Annotated in this window: 17 protein-coding genes, 1 tRNA gene and 1 pseudogene; 8 read left to right on the top strand and 11 right to left on the bottom strand. The window is 70.3% G+C overall.

What is annotated here, in order from left to right; translation table 11 throughout:
• Positions 1–158: 158 nt before the first annotated feature.
• The 7 genes from ACZ4WS_RS03870 to ACZ4WS_RS03840 form a co-directional block, all read right to left on the bottom strand.
• The gene (locus ACZ4WS_RS03870) at positions 159–575 is read right to left on the bottom strand and encodes an LLM class flavin-dependent oxidoreductase (protein ID WP_467977178.1); all 417 of its coding nucleotides are present in this window, start codon (positions 573–575) and stop codon (positions 159–161) included.
• A 255-nt stretch (positions 576–830) separates the two neighbouring features.
• Entirely contained in the window at positions 831–2333 is a 1503-nt protein-coding gene (locus tag ACZ4WS_RS03865) for a metallophosphoesterase family protein (RefSeq protein WP_467976803.1), read from the bottom strand.
• Complete coding sequence (locus tag ACZ4WS_RS03860) at positions 2330–3418, bottom strand: endo-1,3-alpha-glucanase family glycosylhydrolase (protein WP_467976801.1); 1089 nt, start codon at positions 3416–3418, stop codon at positions 2330–2332. Before ACZ4WS_RS03860 ends, ACZ4WS_RS03865 begins: the two co-directional genes overlap by 4 nt.
• 8 nt (positions 3419–3426) lie before the next feature.
• Positions 3427–4413, bottom strand: coding sequence for a hypothetical protein (locus tag ACZ4WS_RS03855; RefSeq protein ID WP_467976800.1), 987 nt, complete (start codon positions 4411–4413; stop codon positions 3427–3429).
• Positions 4410–5717 carry an alkaline phosphatase family protein gene (locus tag ACZ4WS_RS03850; protein WP_467976798.1) on the bottom strand — a complete coding sequence of 436 codons (1308 nt, stop codon included), beginning with the start codon at positions 5715–5717 and terminating at the stop codon, positions 4410–4412. Before ACZ4WS_RS03850 ends, ACZ4WS_RS03855 begins: the two co-directional genes overlap by 4 nt.
• Positions 5714–7249, bottom strand: coding sequence for an ArnT family glycosyltransferase (locus ACZ4WS_RS03845; RefSeq protein WP_467976796.1), 1536 nt, complete (start codon positions 7247–7249; stop codon positions 5714–5716). Before ACZ4WS_RS03845 ends, ACZ4WS_RS03850 begins: the two co-directional genes overlap by 4 nt.
• Positions 7246–9696, bottom strand: a complete 2451-nt coding sequence (locus tag ACZ4WS_RS03840; RefSeq protein ID WP_467976795.1) for a glycosyltransferase — start codon at positions 9694–9696, stop codon at positions 7246–7248. The genes ACZ4WS_RS03845 and ACZ4WS_RS03840 overlap by 4 nt, the downstream gene beginning before the upstream one ends.
• A gap of 415 nt (positions 9697–10111) precedes the next feature.
• Between ACZ4WS_RS03840 and ACZ4WS_RS03835 the strand changes: the two genes are divergently transcribed.
• Positions 10112–10483, top strand: coding sequence for an ANTAR domain-containing response regulator (locus ACZ4WS_RS03835; protein WP_467976793.1), 372 nt, complete (start codon positions 10112–10114; stop codon positions 10481–10483).
• 626 nt (positions 10484–11109) lie between these two features.
• A tRNA-Leu gene (locus ACZ4WS_RS03830) sits at positions 11110–11194 on the top strand.
• A 145-nt stretch (positions 11195–11339) separates the two neighbouring features.
• On the opposite strand, the gene ACZ4WS_RS03825 is transcribed toward ACZ4WS_RS03830, so the two are convergent.
• The 4 genes from ACZ4WS_RS03825 to ACZ4WS_RS03810 all read right to left on the bottom strand — a co-directional run bounded on the left by ACZ4WS_RS03825 (position 11340) and on the right by ACZ4WS_RS03810 (position 14012).
• On the bottom strand, positions 11340–11780 hold the full coding sequence (locus tag ACZ4WS_RS03825) for a recombinase zinc ribbon domain-containing protein (protein ID WP_467976791.1): 441 nt from the start codon (positions 11778–11780) through the stop codon (positions 11340–11342).
• On the bottom strand, positions 11717–11965 hold the full coding sequence (locus ACZ4WS_RS03820; RefSeq protein ID WP_467977176.1) for a recombinase family protein: 249 nt from the start codon (positions 11963–11965) through the stop codon (positions 11717–11719). Before ACZ4WS_RS03820 ends, ACZ4WS_RS03825 begins: the two co-directional genes overlap by 64 nt.
• An 11-nt stretch (positions 11966–11976) precedes the next feature.
• Positions 11977–12600, bottom strand: coding sequence for a UPF0158 family protein (locus ACZ4WS_RS03815; RefSeq protein WP_467976790.1), 624 nt, complete (start codon positions 12598–12600; stop codon positions 11977–11979).
• 167 nt (positions 12601–12767) lie between these two features.
• Positions 12768–14012 carry a DUF6880 family protein gene (locus ACZ4WS_RS03810; RefSeq protein WP_467976788.1) on the bottom strand — a complete coding sequence of 415 codons (1245 nt, stop codon included), beginning with the start codon at positions 14010–14012 and terminating at the stop codon, positions 12768–12770.
• Positions 14013–14055: 43 nt separating this feature from the next.
• On the opposite strand from ACZ4WS_RS03810, the gene ACZ4WS_RS03805 reads away from it, so the two are divergent.
• The 6 genes and pseudogenes from ACZ4WS_RS03805 to ACZ4WS_RS03780 all read left to right on the top strand — a co-directional run bounded on the left by ACZ4WS_RS03805 (position 14056) and on the right by ACZ4WS_RS03780 (position 20755).
• On the top strand, positions 14056–15228 hold the full coding sequence (locus ACZ4WS_RS03805; protein ID WP_467976786.1) for a hypothetical protein: 1173 nt from the start codon (positions 14056–14058) through the stop codon (positions 15226–15228).
• 243 nt (positions 15229–15471) lie between these two features.
• Positions 15472–16551, top strand: coding sequence for an SEC-C domain-containing protein (locus ACZ4WS_RS03800; protein WP_467976785.1), 1080 nt, complete (start codon positions 15472–15474; stop codon positions 16549–16551).
• Positions 16552–16573: 22 nt separating this feature from the next.
• A complete protein-coding gene (locus ACZ4WS_RS03795) occupies positions 16574–16885 on the top strand; it encodes a hypothetical protein (RefSeq protein WP_467976783.1) in 312 nt (103 codons plus the stop codon).
• 375 nt (positions 16886–17260) lie between these two features.
• Positions 17261–17458: pseudogene (locus ACZ4WS_RS03790) on the top strand (DUF4357 domain-containing protein); the annotation flags it as partial.
• A 9-nt stretch (positions 17459–17467) separates the two neighbouring features.
• A complete protein-coding gene (locus ACZ4WS_RS03785) occupies positions 17468–18295 on the top strand; it encodes a DUF429 domain-containing protein (RefSeq protein ID WP_467976781.1) in 828 nt (275 codons plus the stop codon).
• Between the two features lie 168 nt (positions 18296–18463).
• Positions 18464–20755 carry an FdhF/YdeP family oxidoreductase gene (locus tag ACZ4WS_RS03780; RefSeq protein WP_467976779.1) on the top strand — a complete coding sequence of 764 codons (2292 nt, stop codon included), beginning with the start codon at positions 18464–18466 and terminating at the stop codon, positions 20753–20755.
• Positions 20756–20801 lie beyond the last annotated feature (46 nt).

Raw genomic sequence — 20801 nt, 5'->3', positions numbered from 1 at the left:
GGAGACCACGGTCTGTACGGAGCGGGTGATCTCCCGTGGACGGCGGCCGATGTCGGCGCAGTGCGCCTCCAGCACCCGCGCCCGATCGGCGATGAACTCGACGCGGTTGTGCGGCGGCCCGGGGATGTTCCAGATGTCGGCCTGTTCGGCGACCAGCCTCAGCAGCCGGGTTCCAGCAGCGGGGGGCCGGGCCGCTGCACCGGCTTGGGCTCGTTCCGCGTGCCCAGGAGCCGGTAGTGGCGCCCCTCGTGGTCGAAGACGTGCTCCGTCCACATCCGCCGGAGGATGTCGGCGCTCTCCGCGAGCCGCGCGATCCCCTCGGCGGGCGGGACGAGCGTCAGCCCGTACGCCTCGTACTCCGCGACCGCCGGGTTCTCACCGGCGACCCCGCCCGCACCGGACGGTTGATGCGTGCCCCCGACGCCGATGCCCAGCACGAGCCGCCCGCCGGAGGCGACGTCCACGGTCGTGGCTACGTCCACGGTCGTGGCGATCTTTCCGAGGACGGCGGGCGGGCGGATCCGGTTGCCGGTGACCGGCACCCCGAGCCGCAGCCGCTCGGTCTGGGCCGCCAGGGCTCCGAGCAGGGTCCAACTCTCGTATGTGGTGCCGTCCTTGGGGCCTCGCAGGGGCAGCAGGTGGCCCCAGAGCCAGGCGTCCTGGATCTCGGGGAGGGTGTCAGCCTCCCGCCATACGCGGCGGATGTCCTCGCCTGCGCCGCGCCGAGCGGGCGTGCCGCGACATGGAGCGCCGCTTCCTCGCCCCGCTGGACGAGGAAGCGGCGGCCGTGCTCGTACGATCCCTGCAACTCCTCGCGGTGGACCGGCCTGTCACCCAGTGACGGTGTAGGTCTGCACGTCGAAGGTCTGCCCCAGCGAGTTCGTCGGCGCGACCGTCACCGACGTGCCGTCCACCGTCACCTTCAGGAAGTGGTAGACCTGCGCGTCGTCGGTCGGTGCGGTCGCGGCGCCGCAGGCCGAGCCGCGGTTACGGCTGTAGGACCAGCCGATGCCGTACGCGTCCGTCGCCGAGCAGCCGTTCTCGCCCACGGAGTGCACATCCGCGCCGCCGCCCCCGGTGACGTACGAGACGATCCGGCCCGCGCCGGCGCTGTTGCGCTGGTAGAGGTGCGAGTGGCCGTTGAAGACGAGATCGACGCCGCCGTTCAGCAGGGTCTGCTCGACGTCCGTGAGGAAGGTGTCGCTCGGCTCACTCGCGCTGTCGGAGCGCAGCGGGAAGTGGAAGAACGCGAACTTAGGCCCGGTCGGATGCGCCGCGAGATCGGCCTTCAGCCACTCGTACTCGGCGGACCCGTTCTGCCAGTGGGCGTGCGCGTCCTGCTCGTAGATCGCGCAGTGCGCACCGCAGGAACCGCCCGTCGCGGTACCGGTGTTGGAGTTCCCCCACGCCGTGTCAAGGACGTAGAAGCGGACGCCGCCGGTCGTGAAGGCGTAGTACGTCGTCGGATAGCTGATCGCGGTCGAGCCGAGGTACGACGGGTAGTCGACCATCGAGAAGACGCCGCCGGAGGCGGACGTCAGCGCGGACTGCTTCCACACCGACAGATAGGTGGCCGTCATGCTGTGGTTGCCGACCGTACCGAGGAGCGGGACGCGCATGCCGGGCTGCGCCCAGTAGGACGGGCCGAACCATGAACTCACGTTCGGGTCCGTCTGGTTGAGGTCGCCGTACTGCGTCTGCGAAGTGCCCGGATGCGTGTTGTCCCCGGTCTGCAGGACGAACCGCGCGCCGCTCGAACCGATCAGGCTCATCACGTTCGCCTGGTTCACGTTCACCGAGCCGTCGTCGACCCCGCTGTTCGTCGTCTCACCGGTGTCGCCGAGCACCGCGAAGGTGAAGGGCGCGGTCGAGGACGCGGAGTCGGGCGTGGTGAAGTTCGGCGTGGCCAGCGTGCCGAGCAGGTCGGTGCCGGAGGCGGTGTAGACGCGATAGCAGAAGCCGGTGCTCGCGCTCAGGCCCGTCAGTGTCACCGAGTTGGCGTACTCGCGGGTGGAGCCGACGGTGATCGGACTGCCCAGGCTTGCCGAAGTCGCCGTCTGTGCCGCGCAGTTGCCCAGTGGCCCGTAGCGGACCGATCCCCCGCTCTGGGTCGTGGTCGCCCAGTTCACCTGGACCGAGGTCGTTGTGGCGTCCGAGAGATACGGCGCCCTGGTCAACTGCGGGTCCGCTCCGGGGAGATCGGCGTGCGCCGGAGCCGCGAACGACAGCGCCGCGCCCACCCCCAGTGCGAGGGCGAGCACGGCGCGGCGTGTCTTCGTGGTGAGCGAACCTCTGTACTTCCTGGTCGGCGAACCTCTTAAAGCCAAGCTCATGTTCTTCTCTCCTTTCTCGATCTGACGCCCCGCAGCCGGGCAAGACCCGCCACCGCGCACACCAGCAACGCGACGCAACCGGCGATTCGCAGCAACCCCGGCCAGTAGCCGGGTGGTTGATGCCGGGCGGATCCCGGAAGCGCGGACGGAACCGTGGGCGAGGCGGAGGCGGACACACCGCGCAGTCCACGCAGCACGTCGAGAGCCTGCGTGCCGTGCTCCACAGAGGGCTCCACATGCGAGTTCTCGCTGAACTCGTTCCAGCTGATCAACCCAAGCACATCCGGGCCCGAGGCCACGGCGGCCGCGTACTCCGTGCGCAGCGTCCGGCCCCCGTCGCGCGGCACCGATCTGCTGCCGCCCACCTTCCGCGCGTCGAAACCGGGCGCGAACGGCGCCATCCAGTAGCCACCCGCCTGATGTACGGCCTCGGCCATGGCACGCAGCTTCGTCTGGTGACGGTCATTGGTGTCGGGGTTCACCGACGACCAGTAGTACGCGTCCCCGTCGGTGACCCGCGCCAGCCTGCGGCAACCCTCCGGATTTTTCTCGGTGTTGAGGACGATCATCCGGGACCGCACCGGGCCGGTGATCCGCGCGATGTCCGCGGTCGGGTACTCCCAGGTGCCGCTGAACACGGTCAGCGGCTTGCCGTCGAGGCGGAAGAAGGCCGAGTCCCGCGCGTAACGGTCGTGCAGCAGCCGGAAGTCGGCGGCGACGCGAGCGGCCGCCAGCGGACGGCGGTGGAAGTCGAGGCCCTGGTAGATCACCGCCACCTTGAAGTCCTGCGCCCGGGCCTCGGTCAACAGCAGTTCCAGTCGACGGTTGTTGACGGCACTGGACTTCCAGCTGACCACGAAACCGTCGATTCCGGCCGCCCGCGCCCATGCGATATGCGTACGGATCACGGTGGCGTCGTCGCTCGAATACCGCCCCAGGCGCGGGTAGTCGGTCTTCGCCCGCTGCCAGGAGGACCGCTGGAACCACTGGTAGTAGTACGCGAGGAGCGGCACCCGGTGGTGCGCCGCGGGCGCGGGCGTCGGCAGCAGCCCGGCCGCCATCAGGGCCAGGACCACCACCAGCACCGCTCTCCTCACACCCCACCCCGCCGTCTGCGCAGTCTCCGCCCCGCGAGCAAAACCCCGAGCGCCACCATCGCCAACACCCCGGCGGCCATGGCCAGATCGGCCCGGCTGACCACCCGGACCTGCACCGACTGCGTCCGCGACAGCCGGATCTGCTGCGCGGCCCGCAGCCCGTTGCCGCCGGTCACCTCCACCTCGTACTGCCCGTGCGGCAGATCCCGCAGTGTCGCCGTCCGGCCGTCGCCGAACGGCACGGCCCGTACGGACCCGTCGGGCAGCGTCACCCGTGCGGTGCTCCCGGCCGCCGAACCGAAGACGGCGTCCCGCGCGGAGACCGTGAGGTCGTGGAAGGGGGTCGTGAAGGTGACCGCCCGCTCCTCGGCGGGCCAGAACCGCTGCCGTCCCGCGTCCACGGTGTTCGCGCCGTACGCGTCGGCCGACAGCAGCGCGTACCCGACCCTGCGCGAGGTCAGCACACTCTTGCGGTACACGGGCCGCAGCCCGTCGAGCCAGACCGGGCGGCCCACCGGCAGCCGCTGCGTGCGTCCGGTGTCGCTGCGTACGGTCACATTCGGCACCATTGTGCGAGGCACCGCCTTCCCGTCCTGGTCGACGCAGCGCAGCGTCACCCGGAAGCGCGCCGTGAACGCCGCCGTCACCGTGTAGTCGGCGCGCAACGGCAGGCCCTCCACGGTGCGCCGGAACGCCTGGTCGGGGTCCCGCTGCCCGGCCCACCGGGCGAAGCTGAACTTCTGCTCTGTGGAGCCCAGTTCATGGTCGTCGACCGCCAGGGTGTGCGCTCCGAAGTCGTGCGCACCGGTGAAGCGTGCCGCCCCGTCCGCACCGGTCACGGCCGTCCGGCCGTCGAACGCGAAGCGCACTCCGGCCAGTTGGGGCGCCGTGCGCACGGTGACGGTGACCGGGTTCGCAGCGAACGCGGGTGTCGGCAGCAGCCAGCATCCCAGGATGACCGCGAGCAGCGTCAACCACCTCAAGACGTACGCCATTTGGGCCGCACCGCCCCCCACAACAGCAGCGCCACCACGGCCGAGGCGCCGCCGTACACCGCGTACACGGGCACAGGCGAAGGCCGGTCGGCCACGGGAAGAGCCGCCTCGCGCGCGTCGTCCGGGATGAGTTCGGCGCGCCTGGGTGGCGACCCGAAGTCGAATGCATCCGCCAGACTGCGCACTTCGGCGGTCCGTCCGCCGAGCTTGCGCAGCCCCCAGTTCTCCTCCACGAACCGCAGCGCGCTCGCCGCCTCGTACTGATCGTGCTGGACCTGGCCGCGCGCCACGTACGGACTGACCAGCAGCGCGGGCACCCGCAACCCTCGTCCGGCGGGTGGCTTCACATGGTCGTACCAGCCACCGGAGCCGTCGTACGACCACATCAGCGCCGAAGAGTCCCAGTACTGGCTGACCATCAACTGCGAGGTCAGCTCACGGACCAGCCGCTGGCCCGCCGGGATCGATCGCGCGGACCGCTCGCCCGCGCCCGAGGACGCGATGTACGCGACCGCGGGCAGCGTTCCGCTCTCCAGGTCCCGGTAGTACTCGCTGAGATCGGCGATGTGGGAGGCCAGCTCCGGGTCGTCGACGAAGCGCGGGATGTCGAGGAGCGGCACCCGTACGGTCTGGGTGGCCGGGTCGGTGGGGGAGGTGGTGCGGTAGGTCTTCTTCGGGTCGTAGTTCTGGACGTAGAACTTCCAGCTGACTCCCGCCTCTTCGAGCCGGTCGAAGACGGTCGGCCCGTCGAGGCCGGGACCGCCGGTCACCCACTGGGCGCGGTTGGCGCGGGTTCCGTCGAGCGAGGACGCGAAGTAGTGGTCGAAGAGTTCATAGCGGTCCGCCGCGTTCCAGTAGAAGGGCAGGTCCCTGCGGTCGTAGTGGCCCATCGCCACGCGCCCGTCCCGGCCCTGCCGCTCGAAGGCGGCGACGAAGGAGTCCATCCGGCCCCCGTTGTACTGCTGTTGGACCAGGCGGGGCCCGGCGCCGGGCGACACCGGTGTGGCGTCGTGCAGCGGGTACGGCGCCACGAGACCGTCGTCCGGATGCTTCGGGTCGACCGCCTGCCGGGCTCGCGCGGGCAGTCCCTCCGCTCCCGGATACGTACCGAAGTAGTGGTCGAAGGTGCGGTCGCCCTGCATGAGGTAGACGAAGTGCTCAATCGGCGTACGTGCGTGCGGAGGTGATGCCGACGCGGTGCCGCTCGCCGCGAGCATCAGCAGGACCATCGCGACGAGCACCGCTCTCATGCGGAGGAACATGACGCGGAGGATCACGAGGCGAAGGATCATGACGCCCTCACCCGATAGATGACGACGACCCGCACCCCGTCCGCGTTCCGCGCGGTGAACACCGAGTCTCCGTGGTAACGCCCCACCAGCTCCTGCAACTTGGCGGTGAAGAAGGGTGTACGGCGGGCGGTGTACGCGTCCCACACGAGGTACTGGAAGCGGCCGTCCCGCAGGGCGCGGTCCGGGTTCTCGACGGCTCTGTAGCTCGGGTTGCGGCGCGCCGGGTCGGGCGAGACGGACAGCGCGGAGACGGGCCGCAGCCCGTAGTACTGCACCACGTTCGCCATCGAAGGGCCGATGGCCAGCAAGCGCGCCCCTTCCGGCGCGTTCGTACGCACCCACAGCCCCGCCTCGCGGCCGCCCGGCAGCCCGCCGGTCCCGGCAAGAAACCGGGTGCCGGTCTGCGGCGCGGTTCGCAGCCAGGACGGAACGGCGACGGAGACGACCACCAGACAGACGGCGGCAGCGGCCGCGATCCGCTGTACGCGCACCACCCGCGGGAAGGAGGTGAGCGTGCGCCCGGCGAGTACCGCGAACACGGGCGCGGCGGGCAGCAGATACTGGAAGCCCTTCACCGGCCACACCGTGAAGAACAGCGCGGGCACGGCCACCCAGCACACCAGCAGCCGCTCCCGCCAGGTGTTCTCCCGCCGCAGCCACACCAGCCCGGCGACGGCGGCCACGACCACCAACGGGCCCACAGCCCAGGGGACTTCGCGCGCGTAGAAGGAGTAGGGGTGGTTGGCGCGCCGGAACATCTGCCACAGCAGATAGTTCCCGCCCGCCTTCGAATGCCCGGCGAGCGACTGCGACAGCGGATGCGCCACCGCCACCACCACGATCGCGGCCAGCGCGGGCAGCAGATGCCGCCAGCGGGTCCGCACCGCCGGGGTCAGCGCGAAGAACGCGTACAGCGACCCCAGGAAGACGATCGACGTCTCCTTGGCGAGGACCGTGAGCCCGAGCATGCCGCCCGCGGCCAACAGCCAGCGCTGCGCGGGCGATTCGGCATACCGCACGACGCAGTACAACGCCCCGGTCGCACACAGCGTCATCGGCGCGTCGAGCAGCACCTGCCTGCTCACGACGACGTGGTACGGCATCACCGCGAGCAGCAACGCGGCGACGATCGCGGCCCGCCGTCCGTACAGTCTGCGGCCCAGACCGTACGTGACCGCGACCGTCACCACGCCGAGCAGCGCCGGGACCGCGCGCGCCGCCCAGTCGCTCTCGTGCACCCGCAGCCCCAGCGAGACCAGCGACTGGAAGAGCACGGGGTGAGCCCGGAACACCGGGAACAGGGAGCCGAGTCGACCGTCCCCGGCGAGCGAGGCCGACGTACCCGCGTACACCGCCTCGTCGCTGTTGAACCCGGTGTCGGTCAGCCGGTACAGGCGCAGCAACGCCGCGACGAGCAGCACCGCGGAGAGCGGCGCCGCCCGGCGCAGCGCGGCCCGGACCCCGGCGCCGGAGGGGGCCGGCGCCGGGGTGGTGCGGGGCGCTCCCGAGGGGAGCACGGACCGTTCGGTCATGCGGCGGCGCCGGGCAGCAGCCCCCAGCGAGGCCACGCGTCGGCCTGCACCTGCCCGGTGTGCCGCTCACCCGCGACCTGCGCGGCGTTCCGTTCTCCGGCCAGCAGCCGCGGGATCTCGTCGGCCCAGCCGAAGCAGTCCGACGCGAGCACCCGGGTGCGGACGCCGGAGAGGAATCCGGCGAGGATCTCCCGCTCACGGGCACGCAGTTCGGCATGGTCGAGACCGCCGATGCGCAGCGCGGGCGCGAGATAGCGGTAGGGCGGGAAGCCGTACGCGTCCTCGGTGTTGACGAGCATCCGCTCCAGCGCCTCGGTGCCGTCGAGGTCGTACAGGGACGGCGCACCGCGCTCGATGACGAACAGGTCCTTCACGTCGACGCTCGACCCGAGCCGGCAGGGCACGAGCCGGTCGACGCTGTACTTCGGCGGCGGCACCAGGATCTGCGTGATCGCGTTGATGCCCATGATCGGCAGATTGAAGCGGGCCAGCATCAACGCGATCGACCGGCCGCCCTTGGAGTGCAGCCGCGACTGGAAGTTGAGCCGCCGCCACTCCTTCTTCGTCAGGTCCTCGGCCTGCACGGCGCGCAGCGTGTGCGCGCTGATGGTGAGCGGCTTCGGGAAGCAGACGGCCCGCCCGGTGGCGTCCACCACGGTCATGTCGTCCGACAGGAACCGCCCGCCGTGCTCGCGCAGCAGCCGCAGTATCGTCGCCGTCTTGCCCGTGTCGGTGAGCGCGGACAGCATCACACCGTGCCCGTCGAGCTCGATGCAGGCCGAGTGCAGCAGCATCCGCCCGCGCGAGATCAGTACGAAGCGCAGAAGCGCCTCGACGACGTTCGTGTACACGACGTGTGGGGAGCGTGCGAGCAGCGGCCCGACCTCGACGGTGATCGGCGGACCCAGCCGTACCCGGAAGTTGGCGCCGAACCGGCCCAGATGCTCCTCGTAGCGCAGCGCCGCCGACTCGCTGTGGTCCTCCGTCAGCGCGGCCCGCCGCCGCGGCCTGCGCCTGCCGACGTCACCCACCCGCACCGCGATGTCGACGTCCGCGTCCGGAACCCACTGGGCGCGGAAGAACTCCAGCTCGGGCAGCCGGATTTGCGAGCCGATGGTGACGGTGCCGGCGACGTCGTACCGGTAGGGGAGGTACACGGACCGCTTGCGGTGGGGTACTTCGGCGCTCACCGCGTCGGGATCCACCAACATCCTTACGGGATCGCGCCGTTGGACCTTCTTCTCGCCGCCTCGATAGATCATGCGGTCGCTGATCAGGAAGCGGAGGAGGAAGAGCAGTACGAGGGTGAGCGCGTTGGCGGTGAGCACGCCCATGCCCGCGAGCACCAGCCACTGGAGCAGGGGCAGACGGGCGACGAGCAGCAGATTGTTCATCGCGAAGAACCGTCCGGCACGCCCGTACCAGGTGCCCTTGCGCTGTCCCCCGCGGTACACGGCCGCGTCGGTGAGGACAAAGTTCCAGATCGTGGAGAACTGCGTGGCGAGCGCCGCGCCGACCAGATGGTGGACGCCGAGCACGTCGAAGAACAGCCACAGCGCGGCCGTGTTGACCGCGACCCCGGACAGGCCGACCGCGCCGAACGCCGTCATCCGCAGCAACTGCCGCTGCCCGCCCGCCACTCCACGGCGCAGCCGCGCGACATGCCGTACGAAGGCGATCCCTTCCCGCAGCGAGGCCTTGGAGTGACCCGCCTCGCGAGGTGCGAAGGTGTACGCGACCTCGGCGACCCGGGCCGCCGGGTGCCGGACCAGAATCTCCAGGAGGATCTTGAAGCCGACGGGCCGCAGCCGGTCGGCGTCGATCGCGTCCTTGCGGAAGGCGAACAGGCCGCTGAGCGGATCGCTGACCGTGGCGAGCCTGCGCGGGAACGCGGCCTTGACCAGGCGCGTCGCGGTCGACGAGGTCGCCTGCCGGCCGGCGCCCGCGAGCCCCTCGGACTGACCGGTACCGGCATACCGGGTGCCCACCGCGATGTCGACGCCCTCCCGCATCGCGGTCCTGGCCAGCAGCGCCGCTGCTCCCGGCGGATGCTGGAGATCCCCGTCCATGACGAGGACCCAGTCGCCGCGCGCGACCCGGGTACCGGCCACCACCGCACCCGACAGACCTCCTCCGCGCAGGCCCGGCGGACGGTGCAGCACACGGATCGGGACGCGGCTGCCCGGCGCGAGAGCGGCGATCTCGTCGACCGTGCCGTCGTCGCTGTCGTCCACGAAAAGGATCTCCGCGCCGAGCGGCGCGACCGCCGGACCGAGCCGGTCCAGGAGCAGCGGAACACTTTCCTGCTCATTGCGGGTGGGCACCAGGACGGTCAGCCGGGGCGCGGCACCGTCGCCGTGCGCACCGCCGCCGAGATCCTGGACACCGAGGTATTCCGGACGGTCCCCCTCGCGGGCATCCGTACGGGAATTGATGACGTGCGTCATGGAGTCCCCCCAGTAACGCGTGCCCGTCAGCGGCACAGCGCGACGGACACCGGCACCGCCCGAGGACACGGGCGGAGAAGTGAGCGGTGACCCTCGCGGCGTACGGTCTCGACGCGGCGCGGGAGGTACGGGACGTGCCAGAGGTACGGAAACGTACCGGGCTCCACGGTCAGGAGCGGATGCCAGAGGCTAGCAGCGCGATCGTGCGGTTCGCCGGGCATTCGGCTCGTATCCGATGGTAATTAGCCTGCTGTTAACCCGAGTTGGTCGCCTTCTGCCCCTTGGGTCGATCACCGCCCCATCTGTCCCGGTCAGACGTAGTCAGATCTGCGCATCGATTACATGGAGGTGAAAGTCTGCGCATTCTTCACCAGGCCTCTGCCGAAGCCGGCATTCCGCGACAACCATGACCCGCATGACTTCCGACGGATCAGCAACCATGCCGGAAGCCCCCGCCGACGCGCCCGGGGGCGCGCCACCCCCCTCCTCGCGGGACGACGCGCTCACGCTCATGGACGCGATGCGTGCGGTCCTGGCCATGATCGACGACCTGGAGGCACTGAGAACCGAGAACCGCCAGCTCAAGGAGGCCCTCGAGGGCCGCGCCCTGATCGAACGCGCCAAGGGCATGCTCATGGCCCACCGCGGCTGCGACGAGGCGACGGCCTTCCGGCTCCTGGTCGCCCTCTCCCGCAAGCAGCACCGCAAGGTGCGGGCGGTGGCGGCGGACTTCGCGGAGGGGACCGGGACGGGAGGCATGGATGTGGGGGTGCACCCGCCGGCGTGAGGGCATGCCGACGGAGGCGGGTTCCAGCGCCTGCTGCGCGCCGCCCGCTGCTCGCCGTCCGGCTGTCCGATGTCCTGCCGGTCCAGCCGGGCACGGGCCGCACCCGCCGTACGGTCCCGTGCCGGTCGCGGTGCAGCGAGGCATGGCGAGCGTCAGGATCGACTGGACCGGGGGGACGGGGGACGGAGGTGCTGAACACCGCGACGATGAAGGTCATCATCGCGGTGGTGACCGCGGTCACCACGACCTTCGCCTCGTCGACGAGCTTCAGCAGCTCGTTCAGCGCGTCGTAGTCGTGCGCGGCCCGCAGCGCCTCGACGATCTCGGTGTCGATCTCCGACGTCACCGCCCTGGCCGCGAAGACCAGCACTACGGCCGCGGTGGGCGCGAACCAGAAGGTGTCCCGCAGATGCTCCCGCAACGGCGACAGCGTCAGCGGCCGCCACCCCTCCAGTGAGCTCCTGGTAGTCAGGCAGTCACCCATGGTGAGGCTCCAGCTGCACCCCCACCTGCTCCGGCGTATCCGCTCCCACGACCCGGATATGCAGGTGAAAGCCACTCCGAAACCTTGGTATTGTTGTCCATGTCGCCGCGGGGAACACCCCCGGCCAGGCGGCAGACACCTAGTCCGGGTGGCGGAATGGCAGACGCGCTAGCTTGAGGTGCTAGTGCCCTTTATCGGGCGTGGGGGTTCAAGTCCCCCCTCGGACACACACCGAACACCTTCTGTACACGCGGCCTGTTTTCGGGGCAGCGTCGATCGGCGCCCGATCTCGGCCTGAGGCCGGGGCGGGTGCTTTTCGCTGTCTGCCTCCGTTCCGCGTGGAGCTCTGCCTGGTCAGTCGAGGTGTATGCGCTACTTTCCGGGGGTTTGGGCGGTGATGGTCCGGGCCGCCGGGTTGAAGAGGAGCCCGATCTGGTGCTCGCGCAGATATGTGGCTGCTGCTTCGGCGGGCGGTGCTGTCGGGGCTCCGGTGGTGCGCAAGTGCAGGGCGGGCAGGGCCGCCCAGACCCGATCCTCGCGGACGTAGGCGTTGCGTGGCCGGGTGGTGTCCGGTGGGGTGGCGCTGGAGTGGCCGTGGCGGCACCGGTAGGCGGGATGCTGGTGGGCCCAGCAGGACTCCATCCGCCGTCCGCAGATCCCGCAGGTGAGCAGGCCGGCCAGCCGGTAGGTGTGCCCGGGCGTCTGGACGGTGGCGCGGATGGACTGGGCCCGGACGAACTCCGTCTCGTTCACCAGCGCCGGGTGGGCGAGCTGGCGGGAGATGACCCACTCGTCGCGGGGGTTCCAGCGCACACGTCACGGTCCCCGAGGGTGGTGTTGTCCGGGTCGAGCAGGACGTGGTCGGTGCGCTGGCGGTTCCAGACCTGGCGGCCGGTGTAGCGGGGGTTGCTCAAGATCGCGCGCACGGTGGTGAGGGTCCACTGGCGGTGGGTGCGGTGCGGGTTGCGCTGAGGGTCGGCGGCGGACGGGCAGGGGATGTCCGCGTCGTTCAGGGCGCGGGCGATGCGGGACGTGCTGTGTCCGGCAAGACATCTTTGAAGCGGCGGAAGGCGCCCCGGCCGGTGATGGCGATGCGCAGCCGTTCGGCGAGATCGTCATCGTCGAGTGTGTCGATGAAGAGCTCCATGTCCTGGTAGCCAGGTCGGGAGCCGTGGCAGGGCACGTACAGCCAGCGGTCGGGGTCATCCTCCCGTGCGTCGGCTTCGCCTTCGAGCCGTTCGATCGCCTGCGGGTAGCAGTCGCCGGTGGTCAGGTCGAGATGGCCGCCGCCATTCATCAGGTCGCCTTCCAGCAGCGTGGCGAGTTCCTCCAGGTCCACGGGCAGCGGGCGCAACAGCGGTGCCGGGCCCGCCTCGGCGGAGCCGCGCAGCCGGTCGGCCAGTTCCGCGTCGCCGTCCCAGCCGCGGGCGGTGAGGTGTTCGAGGAACTCGGCCGCCACCGCGTCCGCGCCCGGCATCCGTCGGGCGGCCGCGGCCGCAACGCCGTCGCCGGCCAACTGCAGCACCGCCCGCACCGGTCGGCTCCGCAACGCTGCGAGCAGCGCCGACCCGTCCGCGCTGTGGATCGCGGTGCGCACTGCCCGCACATCGTCCTCGCTCCACCCCTGGGCCATGGCGTTGACCATAGCGTCCCCGGCTGGCAGGCGAACGCAGGGAGTGCCGCGCAGGTTGGCCCGCGCACCAGTGGTGGCAGGTGTCATCACGGCACGACGCCGGCGCGGTTGGCTGATCCGTGTCCGGCCGCCGCACCCGCAGCCCGCCGACGTTCGCGTACCCGCCGTCAACCGCCGAGTCCGGCCTTGTCCAGCTGGGCGAGGAAGCTGGTCTTACGTTTGTGCTCGGCACGCAGGGCGTGCAGGTAGTCGGCGAACTCGCCTGGGGTGCCGAGCTGTTGGTGGAGCGCACGCAGCGCCTTGAGGTGGCGTACCGCGTACTGGTAGCGGTACTTATTGCCGGTCTCCGCCAGATACCCGGCGATCAAGCGCCGGTAGGGGCCGGTCACGTCGGCCGGGTGCGTCGTGCGCCGTTGTTCGATCAGGTCCTGGAGCAGGTACTTACCCAGGTCGTCAAGGTGGTCGACGGCTACCTGCCAGGCGTCATCGTGCTGTCCGGTCTCTTGCAGGCACAAGATCAGTTCCCGGGCGCCGGCGGGGTTGGCCGGCAGCCGTTCGCGCAGCAGGCCGAGCGCCCACTGAATGGTCTGTGGATTTCCGATGCGGGTGGCGGTGGCCTGCAGCGGATGGAAGACCGCGTGTACGGGGGTACGCTCGAAGGCCGCGCGGCGCACGGCGAGTGCCTCCTCTTCGTTGCCCGCCCGTGTGAGCAGGTCCACCAGGGCATCGCGCAGCGGCGGCAGGTAAGGGCTGGTGGGGTGGGCGGCCAGACCGCGGCGCGCCCAGACGGTCGCCTCCTCGGTGCGGGCAGCGTCCCGCAGCGCCTCGGTGATCTTCAGATACTGCCCCGGGGTGCGCAGGTCGCGCGCCACCACACCGATGTACCGGTCCGTGTCGCCGACGTTCGCGGCCAGCTGTTCACGCAGATCCTGAATGTGCAAAGCGGCCCCGTACCGGTCCTCATCCGTAAGGCCGGACGCCCGGTCCTCGACCAGGTCAGCGAGGTGCGCCAGTCCGACCGGCCCGAGGCCGGCAGCGAAATCCGCCAGCTGGAGGTCGGGCCAGCCGGGCCCGTCGAACGTGGTCTTGTCGATCCACGTGGCCAACGTCTGCGGACGCCTCGGCGGCGCAGCACAGACGGCCTTGGCGTAGAGGACCGTCAACGCACGCAACGCGTCGCCCACAGTGCCGCCGGAGTCATCCAGGTACATCAACGCCTTCGCCACCCGGTCCACCGCGATGCGCAGTTTCGGCGCCGCCTGGTCCGCCAGCCCGCCGTCCAGCAGCCGCTCGGCCGCTTCGTGGACGGCCCAGGCCGCATCCAGGTATTCGCCGTGCCCGGCGTAGGGGCCGTGGCGCCTGTCCCGGCGCAGCCCGTCCACCAGCCCGGCCAGCTCCTGAACCTCGCTCATCCGGACATCCCATCACACCGCCGCGCAGGTAGGCTGCCGGGCCGTGAGCGAGTACCAGTACTACGAGTTCCTGGCCGTCGACCGCCCGCTGACCAAGGCCGAGATCGCCCAGGTGAGAGCGCTGTCTACGCGGGCCCGGATCACCTCCACCAGCTTCGTCAACGAATATCACTGGGGTGACTTCCACGGCGATCCCACCAAGCTCGTCGAGCAGCTTTACGACGCCCACCTGTACTACGCGAACTGGGGCAGCCGCCGTCTTCTGCTGCGTATCCCCGCCTCCGTGCTCCCGGCCAAGACCGCGCAGGGCTACGCGCTTCAGGAGACACTCGCGGTGTGGACGCGCGGCGGCCATACCCTGCTGGACTTCTCCCTGAGCGCCGAGGACGGCGGCGAGTGGGATTTCGAGACCTCCTTCGAGCTCGCCTCGTTCGCCGGGCTCCGCGCCGAGCTCGCGGCTGGGGACCTTCGCCCGTTGTACCTGGGCTGGCTGGCCGCCGTCGCCGTCTGGGAGCTCGCGGACGATGACGAAGAGGAGTACCAGCGCGAAACGGAGCCATCCGTCCCCGCCGGGCTGGCCGAGCTGACCGGGCCGCAGCAGGCCCTCGCGGACTTCCTGCGCGTCCCGCAGGACCTGCTCGCCGTCGCAGCGTCCGACAGCGCTCCGGCCACCGAGTCGGCGGCCGCCCCGGACAGGCTCGCCGCCTTCATCGCCGGACTTCCGGCGCCCGAGAAGGACACCCTGCTGCTCCAGGCAGCCCTCGGCACAGCCCCCCAGCTCGGCCCCGGACTCCTGGCCCGCTTCCGGCAATCCCTATGCATCAGCGAGGGCGGCCCCGGGGTACGCCGCAGCGCGGCCCAGCTCCTGGACGCGGCCCACCGCCACCGCACCGTGCGCGCCCAGCGGGAGCGGGCCGCACGCGGGGCGGCGGAGCAAGCCCCAGTACGGGCAGTCGCCGAGGCCCGCGACGCGCGCCTGGACCACTTGGCCCGCGACCAGGCGACCGCCTGGCGCACCGTCGACGACCTCATCGCCCAGCGCAAACCGGCCGCCTACGAGCAGGCCGTCGCGCTGCTCAGCGACCTGCGCGCACTCCACGCACGTCAGGGCAGCGCCGCCGACTTCGACCGCAGATCCGGCGAACTGCGCACCGCCCACCGAGGAAAGCCCTCGCTCATGCGCCGATTCGACGCCCTGGGCTTCCCCAACCCCTGACCGTCCGGCCGGGCGAGCCGAGCCAAGGCGCCTTCATACATGGGTGTGCGCCGAAGCCACCCACTAGGCCGGGCGGCTTCGGCACGGAGTTGGGGACGGCCAGAGACGGGCGCGTGCGGCACGTCCAGGCACAGCCCGACCGCAGCGCGGCGATGTCGGCCGTCGATACCACATGGCCCGTCCGGGTGTCAGGCCCGTAAACGAAAGGGGAGTTGGGCTGCCGGTCCTCGGTAGGGTCGCGGTATGAGCAGCGCATCCCCTTCGCCTATCCGAGCCGTCGACTCCCCGTACGAGCAGTTCCTCGCGACGGTGGGCAGGCAGCCGACGGCGGCGCAGTGTGAACAGTGGGCCGACGAGCACCCCGGGGATCCGGACCAGGGCCGCGCCCTGGTGCACGCCGGATGGCTGACCGCCCGCGGCAAGCAGCACCAGGGCGGCGACGACGCAAAGGCGCTGGAGCTGTTCACTCGGGCGACGAAACTCAGCGGCGCGGCCGGCCGACAGGCGCAGGTCGGGGTGGTGGAGACGCTCTACGCGCAGGACCGCGAGCGGGACGCCGAACAGGCCGAGCAAGCCCTACGCGAGGAGCTGACCGAGCAGCCCGATGAGGCCGCGGCCGACCTGCAGGTCTTCGACGACATGGTCGACATGCTCGGGGAGATCGGCAGATCCGAACGGGCCCTTGACTGGTGCCTGGCCGCCCTGGCACACCCCGCAGCGCGGGAGAACAAGGGGACCGGTGGCGGCGAGGCCGCCCGACTGCGCCGCGAGCTGCGCATCAGCCGGGCTCTCCTGCGCCGGGACCTCGGTCTGGAGCCGACCGACGACGACCTGGCCGCCGAAGCCGAGACTGACGCCGAACTACGGGAATTCGGCGAAGAGTTGGACCGGGCGCTGAGTGGGCTGCCGTCGGGGAGGCCGGTGGAGGTGCCCGAGGGCACAGCGGCCTTCGACGGGATCGTGCTGCGCTGGGTACGCGAGGACTTCGCCGCGGTACGCACCCGCTGGCCCGAGTCGACCGACTCCTATGGGGACGACTACACCGCCTACGCACAGCGGCTGCAGACCGACGCGCGCACCTACGCGGAGGCCGGCGCCGCCCGGGTGCACATCGTCAGCGCCACCCTGGCCGCGTACGAGGAGTTCGCCGTCCGTGAAGGGCGCGATGCCGACAACCCGGACACTCGCGGCGCGTTCAGCAGGCATGTGGTGCGCGCCCACCCGGACGAGTCGCTGGCCTGGCCCCCGCCGCGGAACGGGCCATGCTGGTGCGACTCGGGCCGAAAATACAAGAAGTGCTGCGGCGCCCCGGCCAGGAACTGATCTCGCAGGGAAGGACCACACAGTGGAGGGTCTGTCGGACCAGGACCTCGACGCCATGATCGCCGAGGCGCTCGTTGACGCCTACGGCGAGGACGAAGAGCTGGTCGGCTTCCATGCCGTGCTCAGCGACCGCGTTACCGTGCCCTTCACCACCGAGGTGTTGGGAGTCGACGTCATCGTCGAGGAGATCGACCTGCGACCAGGCAGCGGAGTGGTAGCGATCTGCCGCCGCGGACGGATCCTCCAACCCATAGGTCTGCGAGACCTCCCGCTGCCCGACCCTCCGCCCGAGGGCGTCGAATGGATCGAAGCTTTCCGCCACTGGGCCCTGTGAAACCCTTCGGTGAAAAGCGTCCCGAAGAGGGAGGGATTCGTGCTCCGGAATCGACAGGGCCCTTGCCCATGTCCCTCGATAAGGCCGGGACCAGAGAGCGCCACCCCTGTGAGGGATGTCGACCGGCGTCCAAGTTCAATACGCTGAGTGATATCTGCCCTACACCGATAGCTCAAGTACCGCGGTGAGACACGCATTCCGTGGGCTCCCGGTATCGATCCCCCCTCGGACACAAACCGATCCCCGAGGTTGATCTATCAACCTCGGGGTTTGTCGTGTGCCCGGCCGCGAGCGGGGTCGGAGGTCCGTAGATTTAATGACCACGACAGCGTTGTTGCCGGATCCCCGGCAGTACTCACTCAGAGTGACGGGCCGGAACTGGCCGATCCGCTTGAGGAGCTCAACTCCCGTATCGACGAAGCCGACTTCCGGATCGGGCCGTCGTACCTGATGAAGCCGGGCGTGTACCGGGAAGGCGGTCTGGAGCGCACCTGGCGGACCAAGATCCTGCCGTTGTTGGAGGAACACCACTATGGGGAGGTCGTGGACATCCGGCGGCCGTGGCTCTGGTAGGACCGACGCATGGCGATAGAACGGTTCATCGGGGTCGATCTCGCCTGGGCGCAGGGCGGGGCCCGGGCCAGGCCGAACGAGACAGGTGTCGCCGTCATCGATGGAGGCGGCGAGGTGATCGACTGCGGATGGACCCGAGGGATCGAGGAGGCGACGTCCTGGATCGGCCGGGTCGCCGGGGGTGGATCGTCCCTCGTGTTCGTGGACGCGCCACTGATCGTCGACAACCCGACCGGCCAGCGGCCCTGCGAGCGGGAGGTCGGCCGGCGGTACGGGCGCTGGAAGGTGAGCGCGAACAGCACGAACCAGGGCTCGCCCCGACTGGCCGGAGTGCTCCTGCGCGAGCGCCTGCAGGCGGCGGGATGGGTGTACGACGACGGGAGGGCCGGGCCTCCGACGAACGGCTCGGCCCTGTCCGAGTGTTACCCGTACACGACCCTGGTCGGAGCCGCCGAGCTGGGCTACGCCGACGAGCGCCCCACGTACAAACGCCGGCCCGCGCGCGTGCCGCCGGCACGGTGGCGCGCGGTGCGCGCGGCGGCGTGCGACCAGCTGATCGCCCGCATGACGTCCCTGGTCACCGCTGATCCGCCCCTCCTCATCGGCTCCCACCCGGTGTCGCGCCGCCTGATCGACGAGCCCACCCCCGAGGGCGCGGCCGACTACAAACACCGCGAGGACCTCATCGACGCCCTGCTGTGCGCCTGGACGGCATCCCTGTGGTCATGTCATGGACGCACGCGCTGCCAAGTACTGGGCGAGGACACCCCCGTTCCCCTGGGAACGGCCGCCACCATCATCGCGCCTGCCCGCCCCGAACAGAGACGGAACGGCTGACGGTGACCGACGGCTGCTGAGAGGCGACCCGGCAGGTCGCATGCAGTTCATAGGAGGCGTCTATCACCTAGAAGTTGTTGTCTCTTTGACTACCTCTGACGAGCTGGCCGAAGCTGCTCTCCGAGCGGGTTCTGCGCCCGGGAGCGGCAGAAAGGCACAGGCCGGATCATGAGCACCATCGAAGACCCGACAGAGGACGCTCTGGAGGTCACGCCGCCGAAGACCTGGGCCACCGGACTGCCCGCGGTGACGCACGCGTTGCAGTACTCGTTGGGGCAGACGTCGGTGCGGCGTACGGCTTTGACGCTGCTGAACATCAATCAGGCGAAGGGCTTCGACTGCCCTGGCTGCGCCTGGCCGGAGCACGCGCCGGGGCAGCGGGCCAAGAACGAGTACTGCGAGAACGGCGCCAAGCACATCAACGACGAGGCGACCTCGCGCCGGGTCACCGCTGATCTCTTCCGTCAGTACTCGGTCTCGGAGTTGGGGGAGAAGTCCGACTACTGGCTCAACCAACAGGGGCGGCTGACCGAACCCATGGTCAAGCGGCCCGGGGCGGACCACTACGAGCCGATCGACTGGGACGAGGCGATCGGGCTGCTCGCCGAGGAGTTGCGCGCGCTCGATTCACCCGACGAAGCCCTCTTCTACACCTCGGGCCGACTCAACAACGAGGCCGCTTTCCTTCTTCAGCTCTTCGCCCGGGCCTTCGGCACGAACAACCTGCCCGACTGCAGCAACATGTGCCATGAATCCAGCGGCTCCGCACTTCAGGAGACGCTCGGTATCGGCAAGGGCAGTGTGAGTCTCGACGACATCCACCACTCGGATCTCATCCTGGTGGTGGGGCAGAACCCGGGGACGAATCATCCGCGGATGCTGTCCGCCCTGGAGGAGACCAAGCGCAACGGCGGCCACATCGTCGCCGTGAACCCGCTGCCCGAGGCCGGGCTGATCCGGTTCAAGCATCCGCAGAAGGCCCGTGGAATCGTCGGCCGCGGCACCGCCATCGCCGACCAGTTCCTCCAGATCCGCCCCGGTGGTGACCTCGCGCTCTTCCAGGCGCTGAACCTGCTGCTGCTGGAGGCCGAGGACGCCCGGCCGGGGGAGGTGCTGGACCACGCGTTCATCGCGCGGTCCACGACGGGGTTCGACGAGTTCGTCGAGCAGGCCCGCAAGACCTCCTGGGACGACATCCTCGACGCCACCGGACTGACCCGCGAAGAGATCGAGGCCGTGGGCGAGCGGGTTCTGCGGAGCGAGAGCGTCATCGTCTGCTGGGCGATGGGGCTGACCCAGCAGAAGCACGCCGTCCCCACCATCCGTGAGGTCGTCAACTTCCTCATGCTGCGCGGCAACATAGGCCGGGCCGGCGCGGGCGTCTGCCCGGTGCGCGGCCACAGCAATGTGCAGGGCGACCGGACCATGGGCATCTGGGAACGGATGCCGCAGGCCTTCCTGGATGCTCTGGAGCGCGAGTTCACCTTCACCCCGCCCACCGCGCACGGCCTGGACTCCGTCAACGCCATCCGGGCCATGCGCGACGGCGAGGCCAAGGTGTTCCTCGGGGTCGCCGGCAACTTCGTACGGGCCACCCCCGACAGCGAGGTCACCGAGCGGGCGATGCGGCGGTGCCGGCTCACCGCGCACATCTCCACCAAGCTGAACCGCTCCCACACCGTCTGCGGCGAGACCGCGTTGATCCTGCCCACGCTCGGCCGCAGCGACCGGGACATCCAGGCGGGCGGGGAGCAGTTCATCACCGTCGAGGACTCCATGAGCGAGGTGCACGCCTCGCGTGGCCGACTCCACCCGGCCTCGCCGCACCTGCTCAGCGAAGTGGCGATCATCGGGCGGCTGGCCCGGCGGACGCTCGGGGACCAACCGGCCATCCCCTGGGAGGAGTTCGAGGCGGACTACGGAACGATCCGCGACCGGATCTCCCGCGTCGTCCCGGGCTTCGAGGACTTCAACGCCCGGGTGACCCGTCCGGGCGGCTTCCGGCTGCCCAATCCGGTGAACGAGGGAGTGTTCCCCACCTCGAGCGGCAAAGCCGTGTTCACCTGCAACGACTTCGAGATGCTGCGCGCCCCCGAGGGGCATCTGCTGCTCCAGACCCTGCGCTCCCACGACCAGTGGAACACCATCCCGTACGCCATGAACGACCGTTACCGGGGCATCCACAACGCCCGCCGCGTGGTGCTCGTGAACCCCGCCGACCTGGACGCGCTCGGGCTTGCCGACCGCGCCGAGGTGGACCTGGTGAGCGTGTGGCGCGACGGCGTCGAACGCCGTGCGGAGAACTTCCGGGTCGTCGCCTATCCGACCACGCCCGGTTCCGCCGCCGCCTACTACCCCGAGACCAACGTCCTGGTGCCCTTGGACAGCGTGGCCGACATCAGCAACACACCCACCTCGAAGGGCGTCGTGGTCCGGCTGGAGCCCGCCGTCGCGGGGTGACACACACCCCGAGGCACTCCCGGCACACCTCTCGACTTCGGTCTAC

This window comes from Streptomyces sp. NPDC029292, from assembly GCF_055569295.1.
The sequence above is the reverse complement of the archived record's forward strand: the minus strand, read 5'-3'. Positions and strand labels throughout refer to the sequence as shown.

What these genes read in the sequence shown, in the direction of transcription:
- ACZ4WS_RS03810 (WP_467976788.1), bottom strand. Translation starts at nt 14,012, where the DNA reads ATGAGCGAGGTTCAGGAGCTGGCCGGGCTGGTGGACGGGCTGCGCCGG.
- ACZ4WS_RS03815 (WP_467976790.1), bottom strand. Translation starts at nt 12,600, where the DNA reads ATGGCCCAGGGGTGGAGCGAGGACGATGTGCGGGCAGTGCGCACCGCG.
- ACZ4WS_RS03835 (WP_467976793.1), top strand. Translation starts at nt 10,112, where the DNA reads ATGACTTCCGACGGATCAGCAACCATGCCGGAAGCCCCCGCCGACGCG.
- ACZ4WS_RS03800 (WP_467976785.1), top strand. Translation starts at nt 15,472, where the DNA reads ATGAGCAGCGCATCCCCTTCGCCTATCCGAGCCGTCGACTCCCCGTAC.
- ACZ4WS_RS03840 (WP_467976795.1), bottom strand. Translation starts at nt 9,696, where the DNA reads ATGACGCACGTCATCAATTCCCGTACGGATGCCCGCGAGGGGGACCGT.
- ACZ4WS_RS03865 (WP_467976803.1), bottom strand. Translation starts at nt 2,333, where the DNA reads ATGAGCTTGGCTTTAAGAGGTTCGCCGACCAGGAAGTACAGAGGTTCG.
- ACZ4WS_RS03780 (WP_467976779.1), top strand. Translation starts at nt 18,464, where the DNA reads ATGAGCACCATCGAAGACCCGACAGAGGACGCTCTGGAGGTCACGCCG.
- ACZ4WS_RS03850 (WP_467976798.1), bottom strand. Translation starts at nt 5,717, where the DNA reads ATGATCCTTCGCCTCGTGATCCTCCGCGTCATGTTCCTCCGCATGAGA.
- ACZ4WS_RS03785 (WP_467976781.1), top strand. Translation starts at nt 17,468, where the DNA reads ATGGCGATAGAACGGTTCATCGGGGTCGATCTCGCCTGGGCGCAGGGC.
- ACZ4WS_RS03845 (WP_467976796.1), bottom strand. Translation starts at nt 7,249, where the DNA reads ATGACCGAACGGTCCGTGCTCCCCTCGGGAGCGCCCCGCACCACCCCG.